Origin of the sequence: Acidovorax sp. (assembly GCF_046291265.1) — a bacterium.
Classification (GTDB): domain Bacteria; phylum Pseudomonadota; class Gammaproteobacteria; order Burkholderiales; family Burkholderiaceae_C; genus Acidovorax.
The window spans coordinates 1-23334 of record NZ_JBKBTV010000036.1; the positions used below are offsets into that span (position 1 = coordinate 1).

The 23334-nt window shown below is 64.3% G+C and carries 20 protein-coding genes; 10 read left to right on the forward strand and 10 right to left on the reverse strand.

Annotated features, from left to right (window positions below):
• Positions 1-126: 126 nt before the first annotated feature.
• The 5 genes from ACK41V_RS14350 to ACK41V_RS14370 are packed head-to-tail and all read right to left on the reverse strand — an operon-like array spanning position 127 to position 4315.
• A complete protein-coding gene (locus tag ACK41V_RS14350; RefSeq protein ID WP_409783274.1) occupies positions 127-435 on the reverse strand; it encodes a DUF2160 domain-containing protein in 309 nt (102 codons plus the stop codon).
• A 12-nt stretch (positions 436-447) separates the two neighbouring features.
• Positions 448-1260 (reverse strand): carbohydrate ABC transporter permease, encoded by an 813-nt coding sequence (locus ACK41V_RS14355; RefSeq protein WP_409783275.1) that lies wholly within the window; start codon positions 1258-1260, stop codon positions 448-450.
• Entirely contained in the window at positions 1253-2149 is an 897-nt protein-coding gene (locus ACK41V_RS14360; RefSeq protein ID WP_409783276.1) for a carbohydrate ABC transporter permease, read from the reverse strand. Before ACK41V_RS14360 ends, ACK41V_RS14355 begins: the two co-directional genes overlap by 8 nt.
• Entirely contained in the window at positions 2146-3222 is a 1077-nt protein-coding gene (locus ACK41V_RS14365) for an ABC transporter ATP-binding protein (RefSeq protein ID WP_409783277.1), read from the reverse strand. The genes ACK41V_RS14360 and ACK41V_RS14365 overlap by 4 nt, the downstream gene beginning before the upstream one ends.
• 1 nt (position 3223) lies before the next feature.
• Positions 3224-4315: an ABC transporter ATP-binding protein gene (locus ACK41V_RS14370; protein WP_409783278.1), complete on the reverse strand. Its 1092-nt coding sequence runs from the start codon at positions 4313-4315 to the stop codon at positions 3224-3226.
• 225 nt (positions 4316-4540) lie between these two features.
• On the opposite strand from ACK41V_RS14370, the gene ACK41V_RS14375 reads away from it, so the two are divergent.
• The 3 genes from ACK41V_RS14375 to proC are packed head-to-tail and all read left to right on the forward strand — an operon-like array spanning position 4541 to position 7724.
• A complete protein-coding gene (locus tag ACK41V_RS14375) occupies positions 4541-5305 on the forward strand; it encodes a DeoR/GlpR family DNA-binding transcription regulator (RefSeq protein ID WP_409783279.1) in 765 nt (254 codons plus the stop codon).
• Between the two features lie 21 nt (positions 5306-5326).
• A complete protein-coding gene (gene glpK, locus ACK41V_RS14380; protein WP_409783280.1) occupies positions 5327-6820 on the forward strand; it encodes a glycerol kinase GlpK in 1494 nt (497 codons plus the stop codon).
• Between the two features lie 58 nt (positions 6821-6878).
• On the forward strand, positions 6879-7724 hold the full coding sequence (gene proC / locus ACK41V_RS14385; RefSeq protein ID WP_409783281.1) for a pyrroline-5-carboxylate reductase: 846 nt from the start codon (positions 6879-6881) through the stop codon (positions 7722-7724).
• 58 nt (positions 7725-7782) lie between these two features.
• On the opposite strand, the gene ubiA is transcribed toward proC, so the two are convergent.
• Positions 7783-8670: a 4-hydroxybenzoate octaprenyltransferase gene (gene ubiA / locus ACK41V_RS14390; RefSeq protein ID WP_409783282.1), complete on the reverse strand. Its 888-nt coding sequence runs from the start codon at positions 8668-8670 to the stop codon at positions 7783-7785.
• A gap of 180 nt (positions 8671-8850) precedes the next feature.
• On the opposite strand from ubiA, the gene ACK41V_RS14395 reads away from it, so the two are divergent.
• From ACK41V_RS14395 to ACK41V_RS14410, 4 genes are read left to right on the forward strand one after another with little or no spacing between them, the layout of a single operon-like run.
• On the forward strand, positions 8851-12345 hold the full coding sequence (locus ACK41V_RS14395) for a response regulator (RefSeq protein ID WP_409783283.1): 3495 nt from the start codon (positions 8851-8853) through the stop codon (positions 12343-12345).
• Positions 12346-12386: 41 nt separating this feature from the next.
• The gene (locus tag ACK41V_RS14400; RefSeq protein ID WP_409783284.1) at positions 12387-13226 is read left to right on the forward strand and encodes a CheR family methyltransferase; all 840 of its coding nucleotides are present in this window, start codon (positions 12387-12389) and stop codon (positions 13224-13226) included.
• A complete protein-coding gene (locus ACK41V_RS14405) occupies positions 13223-13840 on the forward strand; it encodes a chemotaxis protein CheB (RefSeq protein ID WP_409783285.1) in 618 nt (205 codons plus the stop codon). The genes ACK41V_RS14400 and ACK41V_RS14405 overlap by 4 nt, the downstream gene beginning before the upstream one ends.
• A gap of 50 nt (positions 13841-13890) precedes the next feature.
• Positions 13891-15021, forward strand: coding sequence for a response regulator (locus ACK41V_RS14410; RefSeq protein ID WP_409783286.1), 1131 nt, complete (start codon positions 13891-13893; stop codon positions 15019-15021).
• Positions 15022-15075: 54 nt separating this feature from the next.
• On the opposite strand, the gene ACK41V_RS14415 is transcribed toward ACK41V_RS14410, so the two are convergent.
• The 4 genes from ACK41V_RS14415 to recG form a co-directional block, all read right to left on the reverse strand.
• On the reverse strand, positions 15076-15444 hold the full coding sequence (locus ACK41V_RS14415) for a response regulator (protein WP_409783287.1): 369 nt from the start codon (positions 15442-15444) through the stop codon (positions 15076-15078).
• Between the two features lie 161 nt (positions 15445-15605).
• Positions 15606-16106: a Dps family protein gene (locus ACK41V_RS14420; RefSeq protein ID WP_409783288.1), complete on the reverse strand. Its 501-nt coding sequence runs from the start codon at positions 16104-16106 to the stop codon at positions 15606-15608.
• Between the two features lie 169 nt (positions 16107-16275).
• Positions 16276-17241, reverse strand: a complete 966-nt coding sequence (locus tag ACK41V_RS14425) for a LysR substrate-binding domain-containing protein (RefSeq protein WP_409783289.1) — start codon at positions 17239-17241, stop codon at positions 16276-16278.
• A gap of 195 nt (positions 17242-17436) precedes the next feature.
• Positions 17437-19593, reverse strand: coding sequence for an ATP-dependent DNA helicase RecG (recG, locus tag ACK41V_RS14430; RefSeq protein WP_409783290.1), 2157 nt, complete (start codon positions 19591-19593; stop codon positions 17437-17439).
• Between the two features lie 164 nt (positions 19594-19757).
• On the opposite strand from recG, the gene ACK41V_RS14435 reads away from it, so the two are divergent.
• The 3 genes from ACK41V_RS14435 (at position 19758) to ACK41V_RS14445 (ending at position 23266) form a co-directional block, all read left to right on the forward strand.
• On the forward strand, positions 19758-21038 hold the full coding sequence (locus tag ACK41V_RS14435) for an HD-GYP domain-containing protein (RefSeq protein WP_409783291.1): 1281 nt from the start codon (positions 19758-19760) through the stop codon (positions 21036-21038).
• 189 nt (positions 21039-21227) lie between these two features.
• Complete coding sequence (gene queA / locus ACK41V_RS14440; RefSeq protein WP_409783292.1) at positions 21228-22358, forward strand: tRNA preQ1(34) S-adenosylmethionine ribosyltransferase-isomerase QueA; 1131 nt, start codon at positions 21228-21230, stop codon at positions 22356-22358.
• The gene (locus ACK41V_RS14445; RefSeq protein WP_409783293.1) at positions 22355-23266 is read left to right on the forward strand and encodes a DMT family transporter; all 912 of its coding nucleotides are present in this window, start codon (positions 22355-22357) and stop codon (positions 23264-23266) included. Before queA ends, ACK41V_RS14445 begins: the two co-directional genes overlap by 4 nt.
• The last annotated feature ends 68 nt before the right edge of the window (positions 23267-23334 follow it).

A 23334-nucleotide genomic window follows, 5' to 3' on the forward strand; every position in this document is an offset into this window, starting at 1 on the left:
CGGCGCTTGTCATCATCAAAAACAATAGCTGTTAGCGCTTGCTGTTGCTATGTTCAAGATATTTTTTATATTGAAACCCTTATTTATCAAGCGCTATCAGCTATCTTTTTGATACTGCAATGCACCTCAACCTTTGCGCAGGATCAGCGCCAGCAGCGCCATCGACAGCACAAAGCTGATCCAGATCGTCGGGTCGCCTTCCAGGCTGAACCACTGGGCCAGCTTGCCGCTGATGCCCACAAAAATCAGGTTCACATAGGCCGCCGACAGCAACCCGATGAAGAGGCGGTCGCCGCGCGTGGTCGCAAGCGGCAGGAAACCCTTGCGCATCACGGTGGGCGACTTGATCTCCCACACGGTCATGCCCACCAGCATCAGCACGATGCAGATAAAAAACACCGCCACGGGCAGCGTCCAGGCCATCCAGTCAAACATTTCGCAGCCTCCTCAAACCCGACCCATCGCAAAGCCTTTTGCGATGTAGTGACGAACAAACCAGATCACGATGGCCCCGGGCACGATGGTCAGCACACCTGCAGCGGCCAGCGTCGCCCAGTCCATGCCGGATGCGCTTACGGTGCGCGTCATCGTCGCGACGATGGGCTTGGCGTTCACGCTGGTCAACGTGCGGGCCAGCAGCAGCTCGACCCAGCTGAACATGAAGCAGAAGAACGCTGCCACGCCCACGCCCGCTTTGATGAGCGGGAGAAATATCTTGATAAAAAACCGTGGAAAGCTGTACCCATCGATGTAGGCGGTCTCATCAATTTCGCGCGGGATGCCGCTCATGAAGCCTTCCAGAATCCACACCGCCAGCGGCACACTGAACAGCAGATGCGCCAAGGCCACGGCAATGTGCGTGTCCATCAGACCCACCGTGGTGTAGAGCTGGAAGAACGGCAGCAGGAACACGGCCGGCGGTGTCATGCGGTTGGTCAACAGCCAGAAGAACACATGCTTGTCGCCCAAGAAGCTGTAGCGCGAAAACGCATAGGCCGCTGGCAGCGCCACGGTGAGCGTGATCACCATGTTGATGCTGACGTAGATCAGGCTGTTGATGTAGCCCGAATACCAGGACTCATCGGTGAAGATCGTCTTGTAGTTGTCCCACGTGAAGTTCTGCGGGAAGAACGAGAACGTGGACAGAATCTCCGCATTGGTCTTGAAGCTCATGTTGATCATCCAGTAGATGGGCAACACGGCAAAGACCAGGTAAGCGACGAGGAAGATCGACCGCTTGTGGAAGCGTTTTTCATTCATGGCCGGCCCCTTCGTTGCTGGCAGTGCCCACACGCTGCATCCAGTTGTAGAGGATGAAACACAGCAGCAGGATGATGAAGAAATAGATCAGCGAGAACGCTGCTGCAGGCCCCAAGTCGAACTGGCCCACGGCTTTGGTCGTGAGGTATTGGCTCAGGAACGTGGTGGCATTGCCAGGCCCGCCGCCCGTCAGCACAAAGGGCTCGGTGTAGATCATGAAACTGTCCATGAAGCGCAGCAGCACCGCAATCATCAGCACGCCGCGCATCTTGGGCAGCTGGATGTAGCGGAACACCGCAAACTTGCTCGCGCCGTCGATGCGGGCCGCCTGGTAGTACGCATCGGGGATGGAGCGCAGCCCGGCAAACGCCAGCAGCGCGACCAGCGGCGTCCAGTGCCACACGTCCATCAGCAGCACGGTCAACCACGCCTGCGTGGCGTTGCCGGTGTAGCTGTATTCAATGCCTGCCTCCTGCAGCAGGCGGCCCATCAAACCAATGTCGGCCCGGCCATAGATCTGCCAGATGGTGCCCACCACGTTCCACGGGATCAGCAGCGACAGCGCCACCACCACCAGCACGGCGGACGACTTCCAACCCTGCGCGGGCATGGACAGCGCGAGCAGGATTCCCAACGGAATCTCCACCGCCAGCACGGCCAGCGAGAACGTGATCTGGCGCCACAGCGCGGCGTGCAGCTCTTCGTCGCGCATCATGGCGGCGAACCATTCGGTGCCCACAAACACACGCCGCTCGGGCGAAATGATGTCTTGCACCGAATAATTGACCACCGTCATCAGCGGCAGAATGGCCGAAAAGGCGACACAGATGATGACCGGCAGGATCAGGAACCACGCTTTCTGGTTCACCGGTTTGGTTGTCGTGCTCATGCCAAGAGCTCCTCGTTTTGATAGAAGCAGGTGTGCTCACCCAGCACCTGCAGCCATACGGAATCACCCGCCGACGGCAGCCGCGTTTCGGGGCTGAAGCGCGCCTTGAGCATGTGTTCGCCCACCTTGGCGGTCAGCATCAGGTAGGTGCCGATGTCCTGCACCTGCGACACCGTGCAGGGCAACGCGCCTGCCTGGTCGGGCTGGGCGAGGGTCAGGTATTCAGGCCGTATGCCCACTTGCAATGCACCTTCCGGCAAAACACGGTCGACCGGGAGCGCCAGGCGGTGCCCAGCCACCGAGAGGCTTGCGCCATCGCTTTGCGCGGGCAAGAAGTTCATACCCGGCGAGCCAATGAAATGGCCCACAAACACGTGCGCGGGGCGCTCGAACAGCGCGTCGGCAGAGCCCACTTGCACCGCACGGCCGCGCGTCATCACCACCACCTGGTCGGCAAAAGTCAGCGCCTCCACCTGGTCGTGCGTCACGTAGATCAGCGTGAGCTTGAGTTCGTGGTGGATCTGCTTGAGCTTGCGGCGCAGCTGCCACTTGAGGTGCGGGTCGATCACCGTGAGCGGCTCGTCGAACAGCACAGCCGCTACGTCCGAGCGCACCAGGCCGCGCCCCAGCGAGATCTTCTGTTTCTGATCGGCCGACAGCCCTGCGGCGCGCAGGTTCAGCTGGTGGCTCATCTCCAGCATCTCGGCGATCACGCCCACACGCTGCTTGATCTGGTCTTCGGGCACCTTGCGATTGCGCAGCGGGAACGCCAGGTTCTCTGCCACCGTCATGGTGTCGTAGATGACGGGGAACTGAAACACCTGCGCGATGTTGCGCTCTTGCGGGCTGGCACGTGTCACGTCGCGGCCATCAAACAGCACTTTGCCGTGGGATGGCACGAGCAGGCCCGACATGATGTTGAGCATGGTCGTTTTGCCGCAACCCGAGGGGCCGAGCAGCGCGTAGGCGCCGCCGTCCTCGAACTCCATCTTCAAGGGCAACAGCGCGTAGTCGCTGTCCTGCTGCGGGTTCGGCTTGTACGAATGGGCGAGATCCAGACTGATGCGGGCCATCTCAGCGCCCTCCTTGTGCAGCGTGGTGCCGCGCGGGCGCCCACACCAATTGGCCATCGGCACCAAACACATAGGCGTGCGCCGGGTCCAGATGCAACGTGATGGGCGTGCCCAGTTCAAAGTAATGCACACCGGTGAGCTGCGCCACCAGGTCTCCCCAAGGGGTGGAAGCATGCACAAAGGTGTCGGAGCCCGAGATTTCGGCCAGCTCCACCGTGCCACCGACGCTCACATCGCCGGGGCGCGCATGCACCCGAAGCGCACTGGCGCGCACGCCCACGGTCAGCGTGCCAGCTACGGACGCACCCTGCGGCAGCGGAATCGCCAGTGGCACCCCACCCTGCAATTGCACACCTTGTGCTGCCGCTGCGGCGGGGATCAGGTTCATCGGCGGGTCGCTGAAGGCACGCGCCACGCGCAGCGAGTTGGGCGCATGGAACACCTCGGCCGTGGGGCCGTACTGCAGCAACTGCCCTTCGTCAAGCACGGCGGTGTAGCCGCCCAGCAGCAGGGCCTCGCCCGGTTCTGTGGTGGCATACACCACGGTGGACTGACCTGCGGCAAACAGCTGGGTCAACTCTTCGCGCAGTTCTTCGCGCAGCTTGTAGTCCAGGTTCACCAGGGGTTCGTCCAGCAGCATCAGCGGCGCGCCCTTGGCCAGGGCGCGCGCCAGGGCCACGCGCTGCTGCTGGCCGCCCGACAGCTCAGCCGGGTAGCGGTCCAGAAACATGTCGATGTGCAGGCGGCTGGCAATCTCGCGCACCCGGGCGTCGATGTTCTTTTCGCCGCGCAGCTTGAGCGGCGATGCAATGTTGGCCGCCACCTTCATGGAGGGGTAATTGATGAATTGCTGGTAGACCATGGCCACGTTGCGTTCGCGCACCGGCATGCCGGTCACGTCCACGCCGTCCACCTTGACCGTGCCCGCTGTGGGCGCATCCAGCCCGGCCATGATGCGCATCAAGCTGGTCTTGCCCGCCTGGGTCGCGCCCAGCAGCACCGTGACGGCCCCGCTCTGCAGCGCCAGGCTCATGGTGTGGAGCCAGGTCTCAGGCCCCACCTTCTTGCTGATGCTGTCCAGTGCCAGCTGCATCACGCTTGCCTTTCTTGGTCGCCCTCCCGGGGCTTTGTGAAAACCTTTTGCCGCTGTGTCCCGAGGTGTTTTCCACGGTGCTCACAGTCAGCCCTCTCGTTTTTCGATTGCGTTCATTTTTGTTCTTTTGTGATCGTATTGAATCAACGTTTACCCTTAACAGGTTCTTTTTTGTTCGATTTAAAGTATCAGCACCCTTTAGCCAATCTCAGCCAATTAATACGCGTGAATACGAATCCCCGACAACTGCTGCTGCTGGAAGAAGTCCGCGCGCGCAAATCCGCCACGGTGGAACAACTGGCCGACACACTGGGCGTGACGCTCCAGACCGTGCGCCGCGATGTGCAACGTCTGGCCGAGTCCGGACTGCTCACGCGGTTTCACGGTGGCGTGCGGGTGCCCAGCTCGACAGTGGAAAACCTTGCCCACACCCAGCGCGAGACGCTGCACGCCGAAGGCAAGGCACGCATTGCCCGCGCCGTGGCCGAACAGGTGCCCAACGACTGCTCGCTGATCCTGAACATCGGAACCACCACCGAGGCCATTGCCAAAGCCCTGCTGCACCACCGGGGCCTGCGCGTCATCACCAACAACCTGAACGTAGCGGCCATCCTGAGCGGCAACCCCGAATGCGAAGTCATCGTGGCGGGCGGCGTGGTGCGTGCGCGCGACCGGGGCATTGTGGGCGAGGCGGCGGTGGATTTCATCCGCCAGTTCAAGGTGGACATTGCGCTCATCGGCATCTCGGGCATCGAGCTTGACGGCTCGTTGCGCGACTTTGACTACCGCGAAGTGAAGGTCGCCCAGACCATCATTGCGCAAGCGCGCGAGGTGTGGCTGGCCGCCGACCAGAGCAAGTTCAACCGCCCGGCAATGGTGCAGCTGGCCACACTGGCGCAGATTGATCGCCTGTTCACCGATGCCCCGCCGCCCGAGCCCTTCCCTGCTCTTTTGCAAGATGCCGAAGTCATCTGCACGGTCGCTGCGTAGCTTCCCCTATCCTTTGCCCTCATGACCTACCTGCTCGCCCTCGACCAAGGCACCTCCAGCTCCCGCAGCATCGTCTTTGACGAACAAGGCCACATCGTGGCGCAGGCGCAGCTGGAGCTGCCGCAGATCTACCCCCAGCCCGGCTGGGTGGAGCATGACCCGCTGGAAATCTGGCGCACCCAGCTCGCTACGGCGCGCGATGCGCTGGCCAAGGCGGGCATTGGCGCGAGCGCCGTGCGCGCCGTGGGCATCACCAACCAGCGCGAAACCACCGTGCTGTGGAACCGCAAAACCGGCCAGCCCGTGCACCACGCCATCGTGTGGCAGGACCGGCGCGCCGAGCCTGCCTGCGCCCAGCTGCGCGAACAAGGCCACGCGGCCACCATCCAGTCCAAGACCGGGCTGCTGGTGGACGCCTACTTCTCGGGCACCAAGCTGCAGTGGCTGCTGGACCACGTGCCCGGCGCGCGCGACGCGGCCGAGCGCGGCGAGCTGGCCTTTGGCACGGTGGACAGCTGGTTGATATGGCAGCTCACCCACGGCCAGGTGCATGTGACGGACGTGAGCAACGCCTCGCGCACCATGCTGTTCAACGTGCACACCAACCAGTGGGACGACGATTTGCTGGCGCTGCTGCGCATCCCCAAGGCGCTGATGCCCGAAGTGCTGCCGTCGAGCGCCCACTTTGGTGACATCGCCGCCGACCTGCTGGGCCACAGCATCCGCATCGGCGGTGTCGCGGGCGACCAGCAAAGCGCGCTGTTCGGCCAGGCCTGTTTTACGGCGGGCATGGCCAAGAACACCTATGGCACGGGCTGCTTCATGCTGATGCACACGGGCGGCAAGTTCCAGACCAGCCAGAATGGCCTGCTGACCACCAGCGCAGCGCAGACCGGACAACACCCTGAGTTCGCCATGGAAGGCAGCGTCTTCGTCGGCGGCGCCGTGGTGCAGTGGCTGCGCGACGGCCTGCGCGCCATCTCGACCAGCAACGAGGTCGAGTCGCTGGCGCAAAGCGTGCCCGACTCGGGCGGCGTGATGATGGTGCCCGCCTTCACCGGCCTGGGCGCGCCGTACTGGAAACCCGACTCGCGCGGCACCATCACCGGCCTCACACGCGGCACCACGCTGGGCCACATTGCGCGCGCGGCGCTGGAAAGCATCGCCTACCAAAGCGCCGCCCTGCTCCTGGCCATGAGCCGCGACGCCGTGGCCGCCGGTGGCGCGCCGGTGAGCGAGCTGCGCGTGGACGGCGGCGCCTGCATCAACGATTTGCTGATGCAGTTCCAGGCCGACCTGCTGGGCATCCCGGTGGTGCGGCCCGCTGTCATTGAGACCACGGCGCTCGGGGCTGCGTACCTGGCCGGGCTGTCGAGCGGCGTGTACCGCAGCACCGACGAACTCTCGAAACTGTGGCGCGCCGATCGCCGTTTTGTGCCCACACTCAGCAACGCGCGTGCGCAGGAGCTGATGGCGAACTGGGAACACGCGGTGCGCCAGACCACCGCAGAGTGAATCCAGGGCGCGGCGGCGCTACCATCGTGGCCCCTGTTGTTGCCACCTTGCACCTCCCATGAGCCCAACCGCCACATCCGCCGCCGTCCCCTCCCTCCCCACCATCGCCTTCATCGGCGGCGGCAACATGGCCAGCGCCATCATTGGCGGGCTCATCCACCAGGGCCACCCGGCCAGCCAGATCGAGGTGGTCGAGCCCTGGGCCGACGCGCGGGAGGCGCTGCGCAAAAACTACGGGATCGACGCCCAGGCCAAAGCTGGCCCTGCACTGCAGCGCGCCTGCATCGTCGTCTGGGCCGTCAAGCCCCAGACCTTCAAGGATGCGGCGACCCAGGCCAAGCCCCACACCGCCGAGGCCCTGCACCTGAGCGTGGCCGCGGGCATTCGCTCTGACAGCATCGCCCAATGGCTGGGCACCGAACGCATCGTGCGCACCATGCCCAACACGCCTGCGCTGGTGGGCAAGGGCATGAGCGCGCTGTTTGCACGCCCGGCGGTGGACGCCGCCGAGCGCACCCAGGTCGAGGCCATCATGGCGTCGACCGGCGAGTTCCTGTGGGTCGAGACTGAAAAGCAGCTGGACGCCGTGACGGCCTTGTCGGGCTCGGGCCCCGCCTACGTCTTTTACTTTCTGGAGGCCATGACGCGTGCGGGCACCCGCATGGGCCTGACCGAGCAGCAGGCGCACCAGCTGGCCGTGGGCACGTTTGTGGGTGCGTCGGAACTGGCCCGCCGGTCGGATGAAGCCCCCGCGGTGCTGCGCCAGCGTGTCACATCCAAGGGCGGCACCACCTATGCGGCGCTGCAGTCGATGGAGGCAGCAGGTGTGGCCGCCAGCTTCGAGGCCGCCATGCGCGCCGCCGAGCACCGCGCCCACGAGCTGGGCGATGAGTTTGGCGCTTGATTCGAATTTTTTAAGTGTTTTTGGCCTCTAGCTCTTATCCAATAAGCGCTAGCAGCTATCAATTAGTGAGTATCTGACGCAGCAGGTAGCTGCCCGCAATGCCCGCAAACACGGTGGCGCCCAGCCAGTGGTTGACGCGGAAGGCCTTGAAGCAGCCCTCGCGCGTACGGGTGCGGATGAGCGTGAAGTGCCACACCGCCTGTGCCAACGCCACCGCAATCGCTATATAAAAAATAGCACCCAAGGCATATGGTGAAAGCACCAGCGCCCAAATACCCAAAAACAGCAGGTAAAACGCCACAATGCCGGCCACGTCAAAACGGCCGAGCGTGATGGCCGAGGTCTTGATGCCGATCCTGAGGTCGTCGTCCCGGTCCACCATGGCGTATTCGGTGTCGTAGGCCAGCACCCAGCACAGGTTGCCCAACCACATCCACCATGCCACCGCAGGAACACTGCCCTGCACCGCAGCAAAGGCAATCACGATGCCAAAGTTGAACGCGATGCCCAGCACGGCCTGCGGCATCGAAATAATGCGTTTGGTGAACGGGTAGGCAATGGCCACCAGCACCGCAGGCACCGACCAGGCAATGGCCGCCGTGTGGGTGGTGAGCACCAGCCCGAAAGACAGCAGTGCCAGCACAGCCCCCAGGCCCAAGGCTTCTTTGACCGACACCGCCCCGGTGGTGACCGGGCGCTGCGCAGTGCGTTTGACGTGTTTGTCAAAGTCCCGGTCGGCCACGTCGTTCACGCAGCAGCCCGCGCTGCGCATCAAAAACGTGCCCAGTACAAACACCCCCAGCAGGTGCCAGCCCGGAAACCCGTCTGCCGCGATCCACAGCGCCGAGAGCGTGGGCCACAGGCACACCAGCCAGCCCGCAGGGCGGTCCCAGCGGATGAGGTCAAGGTACAGGGCAAAACGACTGCGCGGGGGAACGTGCGACATAGAGAAGCAGAAGGCAAACAACGGGACGGACACCCCGCCAAAACGCGGGCGCACCGAATGTAGCAGCCGCAGGCGCTGCGCCGCCTGCAGCAAGGCGATGAGATGCGGCTCTTGCCTACTGCCACGGCACCACCAAACCCGGTAAAGTCTCCCGTTCTCCCACCTACGGACCTGCCCCGCATGCCCCGATCTTCGAGCCCACAGGCCTCCACAACGCGCTTTGCCATTCCCCGCACGCTTCTGGCAGGCTTTGTGGTGGCGGCCCTTGCCACCCTGGTCATTGCCTTGGTCAACTTCCGCTCTGCCGAGCTGCGCACCGCGGCAGTGGAAGCAATGGACCGCACGACCCTGTCGATGCGCCAGCTGAACCAGTTTTACTCAGCGATCAAGGATGCGGAGACCGGCCAGCGTGGCTACCTGCTGACCGGTGACACCACCTACTTGCGGCCGTACCAGATGGCTACCGCTGCGCTGCAGGACCACATGAAAGCGCTCAAGGACAGCACGACCGAGGAGTCCGCTCAACACAAGGTGGTGATGCAACTGGACGAGTTGTCGCAGCAAAAGCAGCGCGAACTCAATGAAACCATTGCGCTCTACAAGTCGGGCGATGGCGTGGGGGCCATGACGCTGGTGCGAACCAATGCGGGCAAAGACCTGATGGACCGCATCCGCGATCTGACCGAGGGCCTGCGCAACCAGCAAAACCAGCAACTCGACGACCGACGCAGGCAGTGGGCAGATGCCGCCGCCAATTCCAACCTCTACTCGGGGCTGGGTTCGCTGGTCTTGCTGGTGTTGATCTGTATCTCGGCCGCCATGACGGCGCGCGAATACCGGGTCAAAGCACTCCAGTCCTGGGTGTCTGCGGGGCTGATGGGCCTGGGCCAGCGCATCCAGGGCGACCACCGTCTCGAAGACATTGGCAAGCTGGCTCTCGAATACCTGGCCACTTACCTCAAAGCCCAGGTCGGCGCGGGGTATGTCGTCGACTGCAACGGGGGGTTTTCGCTGTTTGGCGGCTATGCACTGCCGCGCGAACGCCTGGCAGAAAAGCTGCTCAGCAACGAAGGCTTGGTGGGACAGGCCGCGCGCTCGCGCCAGCTACTGCATGTGCGCGACGTGCCGCCCGCTTATTTGCCCGTGTCGTCCAGCACCGGCCAAGCCAGCCCCGTCGAGCTGCTGGTCGCACCCGCGGTGGAACACGGCAACGTGTTCGCCGTCATCGAACTGGGTTTTTACCGGCCGGTGAGCGAGGCCGAGCGCACCCTGCTGGAGCGGGCATCGGAAATGCTGGCCGTGGCCATCCGCTCGGGCATCGACCGCAGCCGCCTGCAGGACCTGCTGGAAGAGACCCAGCGCCAGTCCGAAGAGCTGCAGACACAGCAAGAAGAGCTGCGTGTCAATAACGAAGAGCTGGAGCAACAAAGCCGCATCCTGCAAGAGTCGCAGGCGCAAATGGAAGTGCAGCAAACCGAGCTGGAGCAAACCAATGCCCACCTCGAAGAACAGACCCAGCAACTGGAGTACCAGCGCGAACAACTGCTGCGCGCCCAGAGCGCCATGACCGACAAGGCCCGCGAGCTGGAACAGGCCAGCCAGTACAAAAGCGAGTTTCTGGCCAACATGAGCCACGAGCTGCGCACGCCGCTGAACTCCACGCTCATCCTGGCCAAGCTGCTGGCCGACAACAAACCCGGCAACCTGAGCACCGACCAGGTCAAGTACGCGCAGACCATTTACGCAGCGGGCAACGACCTGCTGGCGCTCATCAACGACATCCTGGACTTGTCCAAGATCGAATCCGGTCAGGCCACCGTGGAGGTGGAGACCGTGAACATTGCGCGTGCGCTGCAGGGGCTGATCGACCCCCTGCGCCCGCTGGCGCAGGAAAAGGGCCTGACGCTCACCGCGACCGTGGCGCCGGACGTGGCAGCGGCTATGGAAACCGACGCCTTGCGCCTGGGCCAGGTGCTGAAAAACCTGCTGTCCAACGCGCTCAAGTTCACCGAAAAAGGTTCGGTGGAGCTGCACGTGTCGCGCAACCCCGGCGACACCCTGTCGTTTGCCGTCAAGGACACGGGCATCGGCATCCCTGCGCACCAGCAGGAGCTGATTTTTGAAGCCTTCCGCCAGGCCGATGGAAGCACCCACCGCAAATACGGCGGCACGGGCCTGGGCCTGTCGATATCGCGCGACCTGGCGCAGTTGCTGGGTGGAACCATTGCAGTGCAGAGCACGCCGGGCGAAGGCAGCGTTTTCACGCTGGTGTTGCCCCTGCGACTGGTCGCCGCACAACCTGTCGTGCCACCCACCCCGTCGTCGCACGACGCAGCGCCGCCCGCCATGGCACCAGCGCAACCCACGGCGCCGCCCAATGCGGCGTGGGCGCCCAGCGCCCAGCCCATGTTTGGCGGTGCCGACGCGGCAGCCTCGGCCATCCACGCTGCGGCGCAGTCCATACAGTCTGCGCCGCGCCGCGCAGGCCCGCGCAGCATTCTGGTGATTGAGGACGACACGCGGTTTGCCCACATCCTGTGCGACCTGGCCCGCGAGATGGACTTTGAGTGCCACCTGGCGCACAACGCCGCCGATGGGCTGGCGTTTGCGGCGCACAGCCTGCCCAGTGCCATCGTGCTGGACGTGAATTTGCCGGACTTTTCGGGGCTGGGCGTGCTCGATCAGCTCAAGCGCAATCCCGCTACGCGCCACATTCCCGTGCACGTCGTGTCGGTGGCCGATTACTCGCAAGAGGCCATGGGTCGCGGTGCCATCGGTTATGCCTTGAAGCCCGTCAAGCGCGATGAGCTGGTGCAGGCGCTTCAGTTGCTGGAAGCCAAGTTCACCCAACGCCTGCACCGCGTGCTGGTGGTGGAAGACGATGAGCGCCAGCGCGAAAGCGTGCGCCACCTGCTCAGCAGCGAAGAGGTGGAAATTGTGGGCGCCGGCACGGCCACCGAGGCGCTGGAACACCTGCGCAGCTCCACGTTCGACTGCATGGTGATGGACCTGAACCTGCCCGATCTGAGCGGCTACGAACTGCTGCAGCAGATGACGGAGCAGGATGGCGTTTCGTTCCCCCCGGTCATCGTGTACACCGGCCGCGCGCTGTCCCGCGACGAAGAGCAGCAACTGCGGCGGTTTTCCAAGTCCATCATCATCAAGGACGCCCGTTCGCCCGAGCGTTTGCTGGACGAAGTCACGCTGTTTTTGCACCAAGTGGAGTCCGAACTGTCCGCCGAGCACCGCCAGATGCTGCAGGTGGCCCGCAACCGCGAATCGGCCCTGGAAGGCCGCACGGTGCTGGTGGTGGAGGACGACGTGCGCAATGTGTTCGCGCTCTCCAGCATCCTGGAGCCGACGGGCATCCGCATCGAAATCGCGCGCAACGGGCGCGAGGCCCTGGACATGCTGGCGCGGGCAGGCAACGCCAACAGCCCGGTCATTGACCTGGTGCTGATGGACATCATGATGCCGGAGATGGACGGCTACACCGCGATGCGCGAGATCCGCAACCGCCCGGAATGGCGCCGCCTGCCCATCATCGCGCTGACCGCCAAGGCCATGAAGGACGACCAGGAAAAATGCCTGGCCGCCGGGGCGAACGACTACATCGCCAAGCCGCTGGATGTGGAAAAACTCCTGTCGCTGGTGCGGGTGTGGATGCCCAAATAACCAGGCCACTCCTACCTGCCTAGCAATCTCAGACCGCACCCATGCCGCACCAGAAGAAAGCGCGAACCGCGGACATTGAACAGCGCCTGCTGATCGATGCGATTTTTCACCGCTATCACTACGACTTTCGGGGCTATGCGCAGGCGTCGCTCAAGCGGCGGCTGGGCACAGCGCTGCTGCACTTTGGCTGCAACACCATTTCGCAACTGCAAGACCGCGTGCTGCACGACCCTGCCGTGTTTCCGGCGTTGCTGGAGTACCTCACGGTGCAGGTCAGCGATATGTTTCGCGACCCGAGCTACTTCCAGTCACTGCGCAACGAAGTGGTGCCACTGCTGCGCACCTACCCATCGCTGAAGATCTGGGTGGCGGGCTGCAGCGCCGGGGAAGAGGTGTATTCGCTCGCCATCTTGCTGCAGGAAGAAGGTTTGCTGGACCGTGCCCTGATCTACGCCACCGACATCAACCCGCACGCCTTGCGCGCGGCCGAAACGGGCGTGTTCGACATGGCGCGAGTGGCCGCCTTCACCGAAAACCATGCACGGTCCGGTGCGCGCAGCTCGCTGTCCAACTACTACACCGCCCGGTACGGGCGGGTGGTGTTTGACAAATCTCTGCGCGAGCACATGGTGTTTTCGGACCACAGCCTCGCCACCGACAGTGTGTTTGCCGAGATGCATTTTGTGTCGTGCCGCAATGTGCTGATCTATTTCGAGCGTGACTTGCAAAGCCGCGCCCTAGGGCTGTTTCGCGATGCGCTGTGCCACCGGGGGTTCTTGGGCTTGGGCTCCAAAGAGTCGCTGCGCTTTTCTGCCCATGCCGAGGCGTTTGACGACTTTGTGCTGGAAGACCGCATCTACCGCAAGAAGGCGGGCCTGTGACCTCGCCGAACCTTCCATCCGCACCGCTTCAGCGGCGCGCGGGCTATGACGCCATTGTGGTGGGCGGGTCGTCCGGCGCCATCGACGCCCTGGTGCGCCTGCTGCCCGCGCTGCCCACCACCCTGCGTGCCGCCATGCTGATCGTCATGCACCTGCCCCGCGACCGGCGCAGCCTGTTGGCGGACATCTTTCGCCAACGCTGCGCACTGCCCCTGCAGGAAGCCCAGGACAAAGACGCCATAACGCCCGGCACGGTGTACTTTGCGCCACCCGACTATCACCTGCTGGTGGACGCCGGGCCCCGCATTGCGTTGTCGGTGGATGCGCCCGTGCACTACTCGCGCCCTTCGATCGACGTGTTGTTTGAGTCAGCCGCCGACGAATATGGCGATCGCCTGGTGGGTATTTTGCTTTCTGGCGCCAATGAAGACGGGGCGCGTGGCTTGGAGGCCATTGGTGCAGCAGGCGGACTGGTGGTGGTGCAAGACCCAACCACTGCCCCCATGCCCGCCATGCCGCAGGCTGCGCTGTCACGCGGCGCCGCCCACCATGTTCTAGCGCCGCCTGGCATTGCCGACCTGCTGACCGACCTTCACCACAAAGGTCTGCTGTAATGCTTGCCCACTCTCACCCCACAGCACAACCTCTCTCGCCTCGGATGCCCATGCCCCACACCGACCGCATCAAATGCCTGCTTGTCGATGACGTTCCGGAAAACCTCATCGCGCTGGAGGCGCTGCTGCAACGCGACGGCATCGACATCTTGAAGGCGCAGTCGGGCCCCGAGGCCCTGGAGCTGCTGCTGACCCACACCGATGTGGCGCTGGCTTTGCTGGACGTGCAGATGCCGGAAATGAACGGCTTCGAGCTGGCAGAGTTGATCCGGGGCAGCGAACGTACGCGGCACATCCCGCTGATTTTCATCACGGCGGGTTCGCGCGAACAGAACTGGCAGTTCCGGGGCTACGAAAGTGGTGCGGTGGACTTTCTGTACAAGCCCATCGATCCGCACATGCTGACCAACAAGGCCAACGTGTTTTTCGAGCTGCAGCGCCGCAAACAAGCGCTGGCCCACGAGCTGCACGAGCGCACGGCTGCGTTGCGCGTCAACGAAATGTTCATGGCCGTGCTAAGCCATGACCTGCGCACGCCGCTCATGTCAATCACCGCGGCGGCTACCGTGCTCCAGCGCCAGCCTGACGCCGACAAGGTCGGCGCCATGGCAGAGCGCATGCTCAGCAGCAGCCAGCGCATGGGCCGAATGATCGAAGACCTACTGGACGTCACCCGCATCCGCCATGCGGGCGGCCTCGCGCTGCAGTTGGGTCCCGCCGACATGCAGGCCGTGGTGCAACGCACGCTGGACGAAGTGCAGACCAGTTTTCCCGACCGCGTGATCGAGTCAACGCGACAAGGCGACCTGAGCGGTGTGTGGGACGCCGAGCGACTTTGCCAGGTGGTGACCAACCTCGTCGGCAACGCAATCCACCACGGCAGCCCCGATCAACCCGTGCACATTGAAGTGGATGGAACGCAGGCAGACACGGTCACAGTCACCGTGTCCAACGGCGGCACGATAGCACCCGAGCTGATTGCGCACCTGTTTGATCCGTTTCACGGCCGCGAACGCGAACCCGGACGCCATCAAGGCCTGGGATTGGGGCTGTTTATTGCGCACCAGATCGTGCACGGCCACCGTGGACGCATCGAGGTGTTTTCGCGCGATGGAACCACCCAATTCAGTGTCAAGTTGCCGCGGGTGTCACCCGCTAGCGATAAGCGGATGACCGGCTGAGTCGGCCAAACCGGCTGCGTAGCCGGGCGAGGGGAATATCTGGGCGAGAGAGGCTCAGGCCGCTGGCCGAGCGACCGCTTCGCGGATGGAGCCGAGCAGTTGGTCTAGTTCGTCCAGCTCAAACGGTTTGAGCAGCGTGCGCACATTGGGGCCCCAGGAGGTGGGGTAGCTGCCCAACTCATACCCCGAACACAGCACCACCCAGCGCTTCGGGTCTTCCGCCAACAACTTGCGGGCCAAATCCGTGCCGGAGAGTCCCGGCAGGCTGACGTCGGACACCAGCAGGTCAAAGGTCTGCTGGGCATCCAGTTCCAGGGCTTCCTCGGCCGTAGCGCACGACGTCACCGTCTGGCCGTCGCCCTCCATGAGCATGCCAATGGTTTCGCGCAGTTCCGGGTTGTCTTCAACGTACAGGATTCGCATACATCACCGATTAATCTTGCTCTCCGTGCTGCCAAGAGCTTTCAAAAAGCTCCACATCGCCTGATGGCAGAGGCAGCACGCCCAAGCCCGAATCATCCTGACAAGTGTTACAAACCCGTGTAGGACAACGCGCATTGTTGTGCGCGAGTGCACTGGTCAGATCACTCTTCCAGCAGCGAGCGCAGCATCCACGCCGTTTGTTCGTGCACCGTCAGGCGCTGGGTCAGGAGGTCGGCCGTGGGTTCGTCGCTGGCCTTGTCCGCCAGGGGGAACAGGCTGCGGGCGGTGCGGGCCACGGCTTCGTGGCCTTCGACCAGCACACGCACCATGTCCAGCGCCTTGGGTGGCTTGGCAGGCGCATCGGGCACCGTGGCCAGCTTGCCAAACTCGGCGTACGAGCCCGGCGCCACGTGGCCCAGCGAACGGATGCGTTCAGCAATCGGGTCCACCGCGTTCCACAGTTCGGTGTACTGCACCATGAACATGGCGTGCAGCGTGTTGAACATGGGGCCCGTCACGTTCCAGTGGAAGTTGTGGGTGGTGAGGTACAGCGTGTAGGTGTCGGCCAGCAGGCGCGACAGGCCCTGGGCAATGGCTGCACGGTCCTTTTCGCTGATACCGATGTTGATGGTGGGGGCGGTGGTCTTGGAGGCCTTGGCCATGTCAGTGCTCCTGAAGTGAGAGGACAAAAGAGGGGTTCAGAAAGCCGCTGCCGAAAGCCAGACTTTGCGGCAGCGCATGAAACCACTTTAGCGCAAGGCTATGACGCCGCGCGTGACCTGCATCAGAGCCGCACCGCAGCGGCAGGGCATGGGAACACAGGGTGGGTGGTCAAGACAACCGGGTGACGCCCGGCAACTCGCAGGCATACACCGCATTGCGCAGCGCCGCAATGGCTTCGTACCGGGTAAAGCTGCGGCGCCAGGCCAGCACCACCCGGCGCGTGGGCGGCGCCCCGCCGTCTTCTTCGCGGATGGGCAGGTAGCGGATGTAAGTTTCGTCGCTTTTGCGGCGGCGTGACACGGTCAACAGCGCCTCGCGCGGCACCGACAGGCGCGGCACCAGCGTCACGCCCATTCCAGCGGCCACCATGTGTTTGATGGTCTCCAGCGACGATCCTTCAAACGACTTGCGAATGCCTTCTGCGTTGCTGGAAAAACGCGCAAATTCCGGGCACACCTCCAGCACATGGTCCCGAAAACAGTGGCCAGCGCCCAACAGCAACATGGTTTCGCTTTTCAGCTCCGCCGCCGTCACCGATTTGTGGCTCGCCAGCGGGTGGGTGCTGGGCACCGCCGCCATGAAAGGCTCGTCATACAGCGGCGCCATCGCCAGGCCCGTGTCCGGGAAGGGTTCGGCCAGGATGGCGCAATCGATTTCGCCCGTGCGCAGCATCTCCAGCAGCTTGACCGTGAAGTTCTCCTGCAGCATGAGCGGCATCTGCGGCGTGCGGCCGATGGCCTGGCGCACCAGCTCGGGCAGCAGATAGGGCCCGATGGTGTAGATGACCCCCAGCGTGAGCGGCCCAGCCAGCGGGTCTTTGCCACGCTTGGCGATTTCCTTGATGGCGGCCGCCTGCTCCAGCACGCTCTGCGCCTGGCGCACGATGTCTTCGCCCAGCGGCGTCACCGTCACCTCGCCCGCGCTGCGCTCAAAAAGCTTCACGTCCAGCTCTTCTTCGAGCTTCTTGATGGCCACCGAGAGCGTGGGCTGCGAGACATAACACGCATCGGCCGCATGACCGAAGTGCTTCTCCCTTGCCACGGCGACGATGTACTTGAGTTCGGTAAGGGTCATGGTGTGTTCCAGCAAGCCACGTCAGTGGTTAACTCCAAGGTCGGTTCCGCGATCCATTGCGCTGCGCGCCTGCCCCCTGCCCTCGCAACGGGCACACCGGCAGTGCCGGGGATGGCCAGCAAGGGCCGCCCCGCAGCAAAGGCCGTCGTCCCCCTTGAGGGGGAAGGCGCGAAGCGGCTCAGGGGATGTTCCATTTCAGGCTTTCAGGTAATCGGATTTTCCACCCAACCAGCGCGCAATGTGCTTTGCGGCCAAATCCGGGTGGCGATCCAGCATCACCGGCGCCAGCTCGCGCGCCCATTCCAGCAAATGCGTGTCGGTGGCCAGGTCGGCAAAACGCAGCAGCGCATCGCCCGACTGGCGGGCACCCAGGAACTCGCCGGGCCCGCGGATTTCGAGGTCGCGCCGGGCAATTTCAAAGCCGTCGTTGGTCTCGGCCATGGCGCGCAGGCGCTCCTTGGCGGTTTCTCCCACGCGGCCGCTGTCGTTGGTGGCGTACAGCAGCACGCAGGCGGATGCCGCGGCGCCCCGCCCCACCCGGCCGCGCAACTGGTGCAGCTGGCTCAGGCCAAACCGCTCGGCATGCTCGATGACCATGAGCGAAGCATTGGGCACGTCCACTCCCACCTCGATCACCGTGGTGCTGACCAGCACGCCCATCTGGCCGCTGGTGAACAGCGCCATCACCGCCTTCTTCTCGGCGGTGGGCATGCGCGAGTGCAACAGACCGACCATGCAACCCGGCAAGGCCTCGCTCAGATCGGCGTGGGTGGCGGTGGCGTTGCTCAGATCCAGCGCCTCGCTTTCTTCGATCAGCGGACACACCCAGTACACCTGCCGCCCGGACTCCACCTGCGCGCCGATGCGGGCAATCACCTCGTCCTTGCGGCTGTCAGCAATCAGCTTGGTGACGATGGGCGTGCGGCCCGGGGGCAGCTCGTCGATGACCGAGACATCCAGGTCGGCGTAGTAGCTCATGGCCAGCGTGCGCGGAATGGGCGTGGCGCTCATCATCAGCATGTGCGGCTCCATGCCGTGGGCCGCCAACTTTTGCCGCAGCGCCAGCCGCTGCGCCACGCCAAAACGGTGCTGCTCGTCGATGATGGCCAATGCCAGGTTCTGGAACTGCACCTGTTCCTGGATCACGGCGTGCGTGCCCACCACCAGTGCGGCCTCGCCGCTGGCGACCAGCGCCAGCATCGCGGTGCGGTCCTTCTTTTTCTGCCCACCCACCAGCCAGGCCACCTTGCGGCCGCGCACGGCCAGCAGGGGTTCGAGCCAGCCGATCATCTTGGCAAAGTGCTGCTCGGCCAGGATTTCGGTGGGCGCCATCAGCGCGCACTGCCAGCCCGCGTCCATGGCCAGGCAGGCGGCCAGGGCCGACACCACCGTTTTGCCCGACCCGACATCGCCCTGCAGCAACCGGTGCATAGGCACCTTGCGGGCCAAGTCCGCGGCAATTTCTTCGCCCACGCGGCGCTGGGCGGCCGTGAGGCTGAATGGCAGCACGGCCAGCAATTGCTCGTGCAGCGGCAAGGTACCGTCGGCGGCTCTTTGTGCACGCAACACCGGCGCACGCAGCATGTCGCGCGCGCGGCGCGACTGCTGCTGCGACAGCTGCTGGGCCAGCAGCTCCTCAGCCTTGAGGCGCTGCCAGGCAGGGTGGCTATGGTCTTCAAAGGTGGACAGCGCTACATCCGGCGTGGGGTGATGCAAAAAAGTGAGCGCCTCGCGCAGGCTGAATAAGCGCTGGAGGCCATTTTGGCTATAAATCTGCGTCACCGGTGGTTCGGCACCAGATGGCAGGGTGTCCGACAAATCCACCCGCGTCAGCGCGCCGACCACGGCGCGGCGCAGATACGGCTGGGGCAAACCGGCGGTGGTGGGGTAGACGGGCGTCAGCGCCGCGGGCAGCTCGCCGCCCGCCACGCGAAACGCGGGGTGCATCATCTGCCGCCCCCAGAAGCCGCCCTTGATTTCGCCCCGGATGCGCAGGCGCGCGCCCACGGCCAGCGTCTTTTGGTGCGACGGGTAGAAGCTGAAAAAGCGCAACTCGCACGATCCGGTGTCGTCCTCCACCTGCACCAGCAGCTGGCGCCGTGGGCGCAACTGGATCTCGCTGGCGGTCACCGTGGCTTCGATCTGCACCATCTGCCCGTCGCGGGCATTGGCCAGCGGGGTGATGCGGGTTTCGTCCTCGTAGCGCAGGGGCAGGTGCAGGGCCAGGTCAATGTCGCGCCGAAGTCCGAGTTTTTGCAGCGCTTTCTGCGCCACCGATGCTGCGCCTTTGGCCGCCGTCGGCGGAGCCGTCTTGGCGGGAGAGGGGGCAACAGGCGGGGCAGCGCGGGGCATGGGGGGAGGGAAAATCGTGGGAAAAACGCGAAGTGATCGCGGACCAAAAAGGCTACCATGGTTACCATTGCTAACGTCTCACTTCCATTCAGGTTCAGTCCATGGTGGCGAGGGGCCTGAACGGCTCTATCGGAAGGCGTTTTTCCGAGTCCAAGGCTTTCACCATGCTCAAGCGCATTCACATCCAGCACCTCACCTTGGGCATGTACCTGCATGAGTTCTGTGGCTCGTGGATGGACCACCCCTTCTGGCGCGCCAAATTTGTGCTCAAGGATCCGAAGGACCTGGTCCGCATCCGCTCTACTGCGATCACCGAGTGCTGGATCGACACATCCAAGGGCCTGGATGTCGCCCCGGGCACTGTGTCTGTCTCGCGCGAAGAGGCGGATGCGCAGATCGAGACCGGTTTCAGCCTGCTGCAAGACTTGCCGCCCCTGCAGGTCAGCCTGCCGCCCCCACCGCCCCCGCCCGTGCGGGATCGCTCGCCCACGGACATGGGCAGCGAACTCAAAATGGCTGCAGCCGTCTGCGTGCGCTCCAAGAAGGCGGTGATCTCGATGTTCAACGAGGCCCGCATGGGCCGCGCGGTGGACTCCGCCAGCACCAAGAACCTGGTGGAGGAAATCTCCGACTCCGTGACCCGCAACCCCGGCGCCTTGATCAGCCTGGCACGCCTGAAGACCGCCGACGACTACACCTACATGCACTCGGTGGCGGTGTGCGCGCTCATGGTGGCACTGGCCAAGCAACTCAAGCTCAATGACGACCAAACGCGGCTCGCAGGCATGGCGGGCTTGCTGCACGACCTGGGCAAAGCGGCCATTCCGCTGTCGGTGCTCAACAAGCCCGGCAAGCTGACCGACAAGGAGTTCACCGTGGTGCGCAGCCACCCGGTGGAGGGCTACCACATGCTCAAAGAGGGCAGCAACGTACCCGACGCCGTGCTGGACGCCTGCTTGCACCACCACGAAAAGGTGGACGGATCCGGCTACCCCGACCAGCTCAAGGGCGACAACATCAGCGTGATCGCGCGCATGACCGCGATCTGCGATGTGTACGACGCCGTCACCTCCGACCGCCCTTACAAAAGCGGCTGGGACCCGTCCGAATCCCTGCGCCGCATGGCCGAATGGACCAACGACCACTTCGATGCGCGCATGTTTCAGGCCTTCGTCAAGAGCATCGGCATCTACCCCGTGGGTTCGCTGGTGCGGTTGACCTCGGGCCGCATCGGGGTGGTGATGGAGCAGGCACCGACCGCCCTGACCATGCCCACCGTCAAAGTGTTTTACTCGACCAAATCCGACCTGCGGATTCCGCCCGAGCTGGTGAACTTGGCCGCACCCGGGTGCACCGAAAAAATCGTGGCACGCGAAGACCCGGAGAAGTGGCGCTTTCCCGACCTGAACGAGCTGTGGTCTGGGTTTGCCGAGAAGGCCTGGTAGGGCGACACCCACGGCGGGGAACGCAGCGAATTTGCGGGGGCCAGCTGCAAACCGACGAGCAGCACACAGAGGACGCTGCCCAACGAGACAGAGGGCCGGACTGACTGCCGCCACGCCTTGTGGCGACCCGTGGGACAATCGCGCTCCTTTTTCAGCTCTTGGCACGGGCCCGTTCGGCCCTCAAGCACGATGACCGACACCTCTCCCAGCGCGCTCGGCGCGCCCCGCGTTTTCACCCTCAGCGATTTCGATTTTTCGCTGCCCCCCGAACTCATTGCCCAGCACCCCGCGGCCGAACGCAGCGCCTCGCGCCTGCTCGATGGCAGGGCGATGCAACCGGTGGATCGGATCTTCCGCGAGCTGCCCGGCCTGCTGCGCGAAGGCGACCTGCTCGTCTTCAACGACACCCGCGTGGTCAAGGCGCGCATCTTTGGCGAGAAGGCCAGCGGCGGCAAGCTAGAGCTGCTGATCGAACGCGTGCTGCCCGCCGAGGCTGGCAACCCGGGCAACGAAGTCGTGGCCCACATGAAGGTCAGCAAGAAGCCCCTGCCCGGCAGCGTGGTGCACATGGCCGGTGGGCGCCGAGCGGGTGGTTTTGATGCGCAACTGCTGGGCCGCTGGCCCACCGAGGACGGCCCGCTGTTCCGCTTTGCGTTGCATGGCCCCGCGGGTGAATCGCCCTGGGAGCTGATGGACCGCCACGGCCACCTGCCGCTGCCGCCCTACATCGAGCGCCAGCAGAACACCGACCACGACCCGGACGAGGCCGAGGACACCCAGCGCTACCAGACCGTGTTTGCGCGCGCCCCCGGCGCCGTGGCCGCGCCCACCGCCGCGCTGCACTTTGACGACGGCGTGCTGGCCGACCTGGCCGCCCGCGGCATCGAACGCGCGAGTGTCACGCTGCATGTGGGCGCGGGCACCTTTCAACCCTGCAAGACCGAAAACCTGGCCGAGCACCAGATGCACAGCGAGTGGTACGAGGTGCCCCTGGCCACGCTGGCCGCGCTGGAGCGCTGCCGCCAGCGCGGCGGTCGCGTGGTGGCCGTGGGAACGACCACGGTGCGCACGCTCGAATCCTGGGCCAAAACCGGCCAGGCCACGGGCGACACCAATATCTTCATCACCCCGGGGTTTGCGTTTCAGGTGGTGGATGTGCTTGTCACCAACTTCCACCTGCCCAAAAGCACGCTGATGATGCTGGTGAGCGCGTTTGCAGGCTACGCGCACATCATGGGCTTGTACCGGCACGCGATGGCGCAGCAATACCGCTTCTTCAGCTATGGCGATGCGATGCTGCTGGAGCGCGCGCGCACGTGACATCTGCCCACCCGACCTCCGACGCCAACGCTGCGCGGCGCGCACGGCAGCGCGCGGCGCTGGTCGGCATCACGCTGACGGTGTTGGCCTGCGCGTGTTTTGCGCTGCTGGACACCGCCAGCAAACTGGTGAGCGTGGGGGTGCCGATGCTGATGGCGCTGTGGATGCGCTACCTGTTCCAGTCGCTGCTGACCACGGCTTTCGTATTGCAGCGCGAGGGGCTGCGCGCGCTGCGCACCACCCAGCCGCGTTTTCAGGCCCTGCGCGGCGCGCTGTTTGCGGCGACCAGCCTGTTTGGCTTCATCAGCATCATGCACATGCCATTGGCGGAGTTCACGGCCGTGGTGGCCACCACGCCGCTGTGCGTGACCGTGGTGGCCGCACTGTGGCTGCACCAGCGGGTGAGCGTGTGGCGCTGGCTGCTGGTGGCCATCGGCCTGACCGGCACCCTGGCCATCATTCGCCCGGGCAGTGACGCTTTCACCTGGGCCATGCTGTGGCCGCTGTGCCTGCTCGTGTCGGGCACGGGCTACCAGGTGCTCAGCAGCAAGATGGCCGGGCACGAAAGCCCCGCCACCACCCAGCTGTACACCGGCTGGATCGCCACGGCGCTCGTGTCGCTGGCCGTGCCTTTTGTGTGGACACAGATCACCGACCCGTGGATGTGGGCGGGCTTGTTTGCCATGGGGTTGTCCAGCGCGGTGGGGCACATGATGCTGCTCAACGCCTACGCGCGCACCACGCCAGTGACCATTGCGCCGTTTCTGTATTCGCAGATTGGGTTTGCCATGCTGGCGGGGTGGATGGTGTACGACCATGTGCCCGATGGCTGGTCGATGGCAGGCATTGCGGCCATTGTGCTCAGCGGCGCGGCCAGCGCCTGGCTGACCGTGCGCGAGACACGTTAAGGCAAAAATTTAAGCCAAATAGGGCTCTAGCGCTTATCCAATAAGCGCCAGTAGCTATCCATTTGATA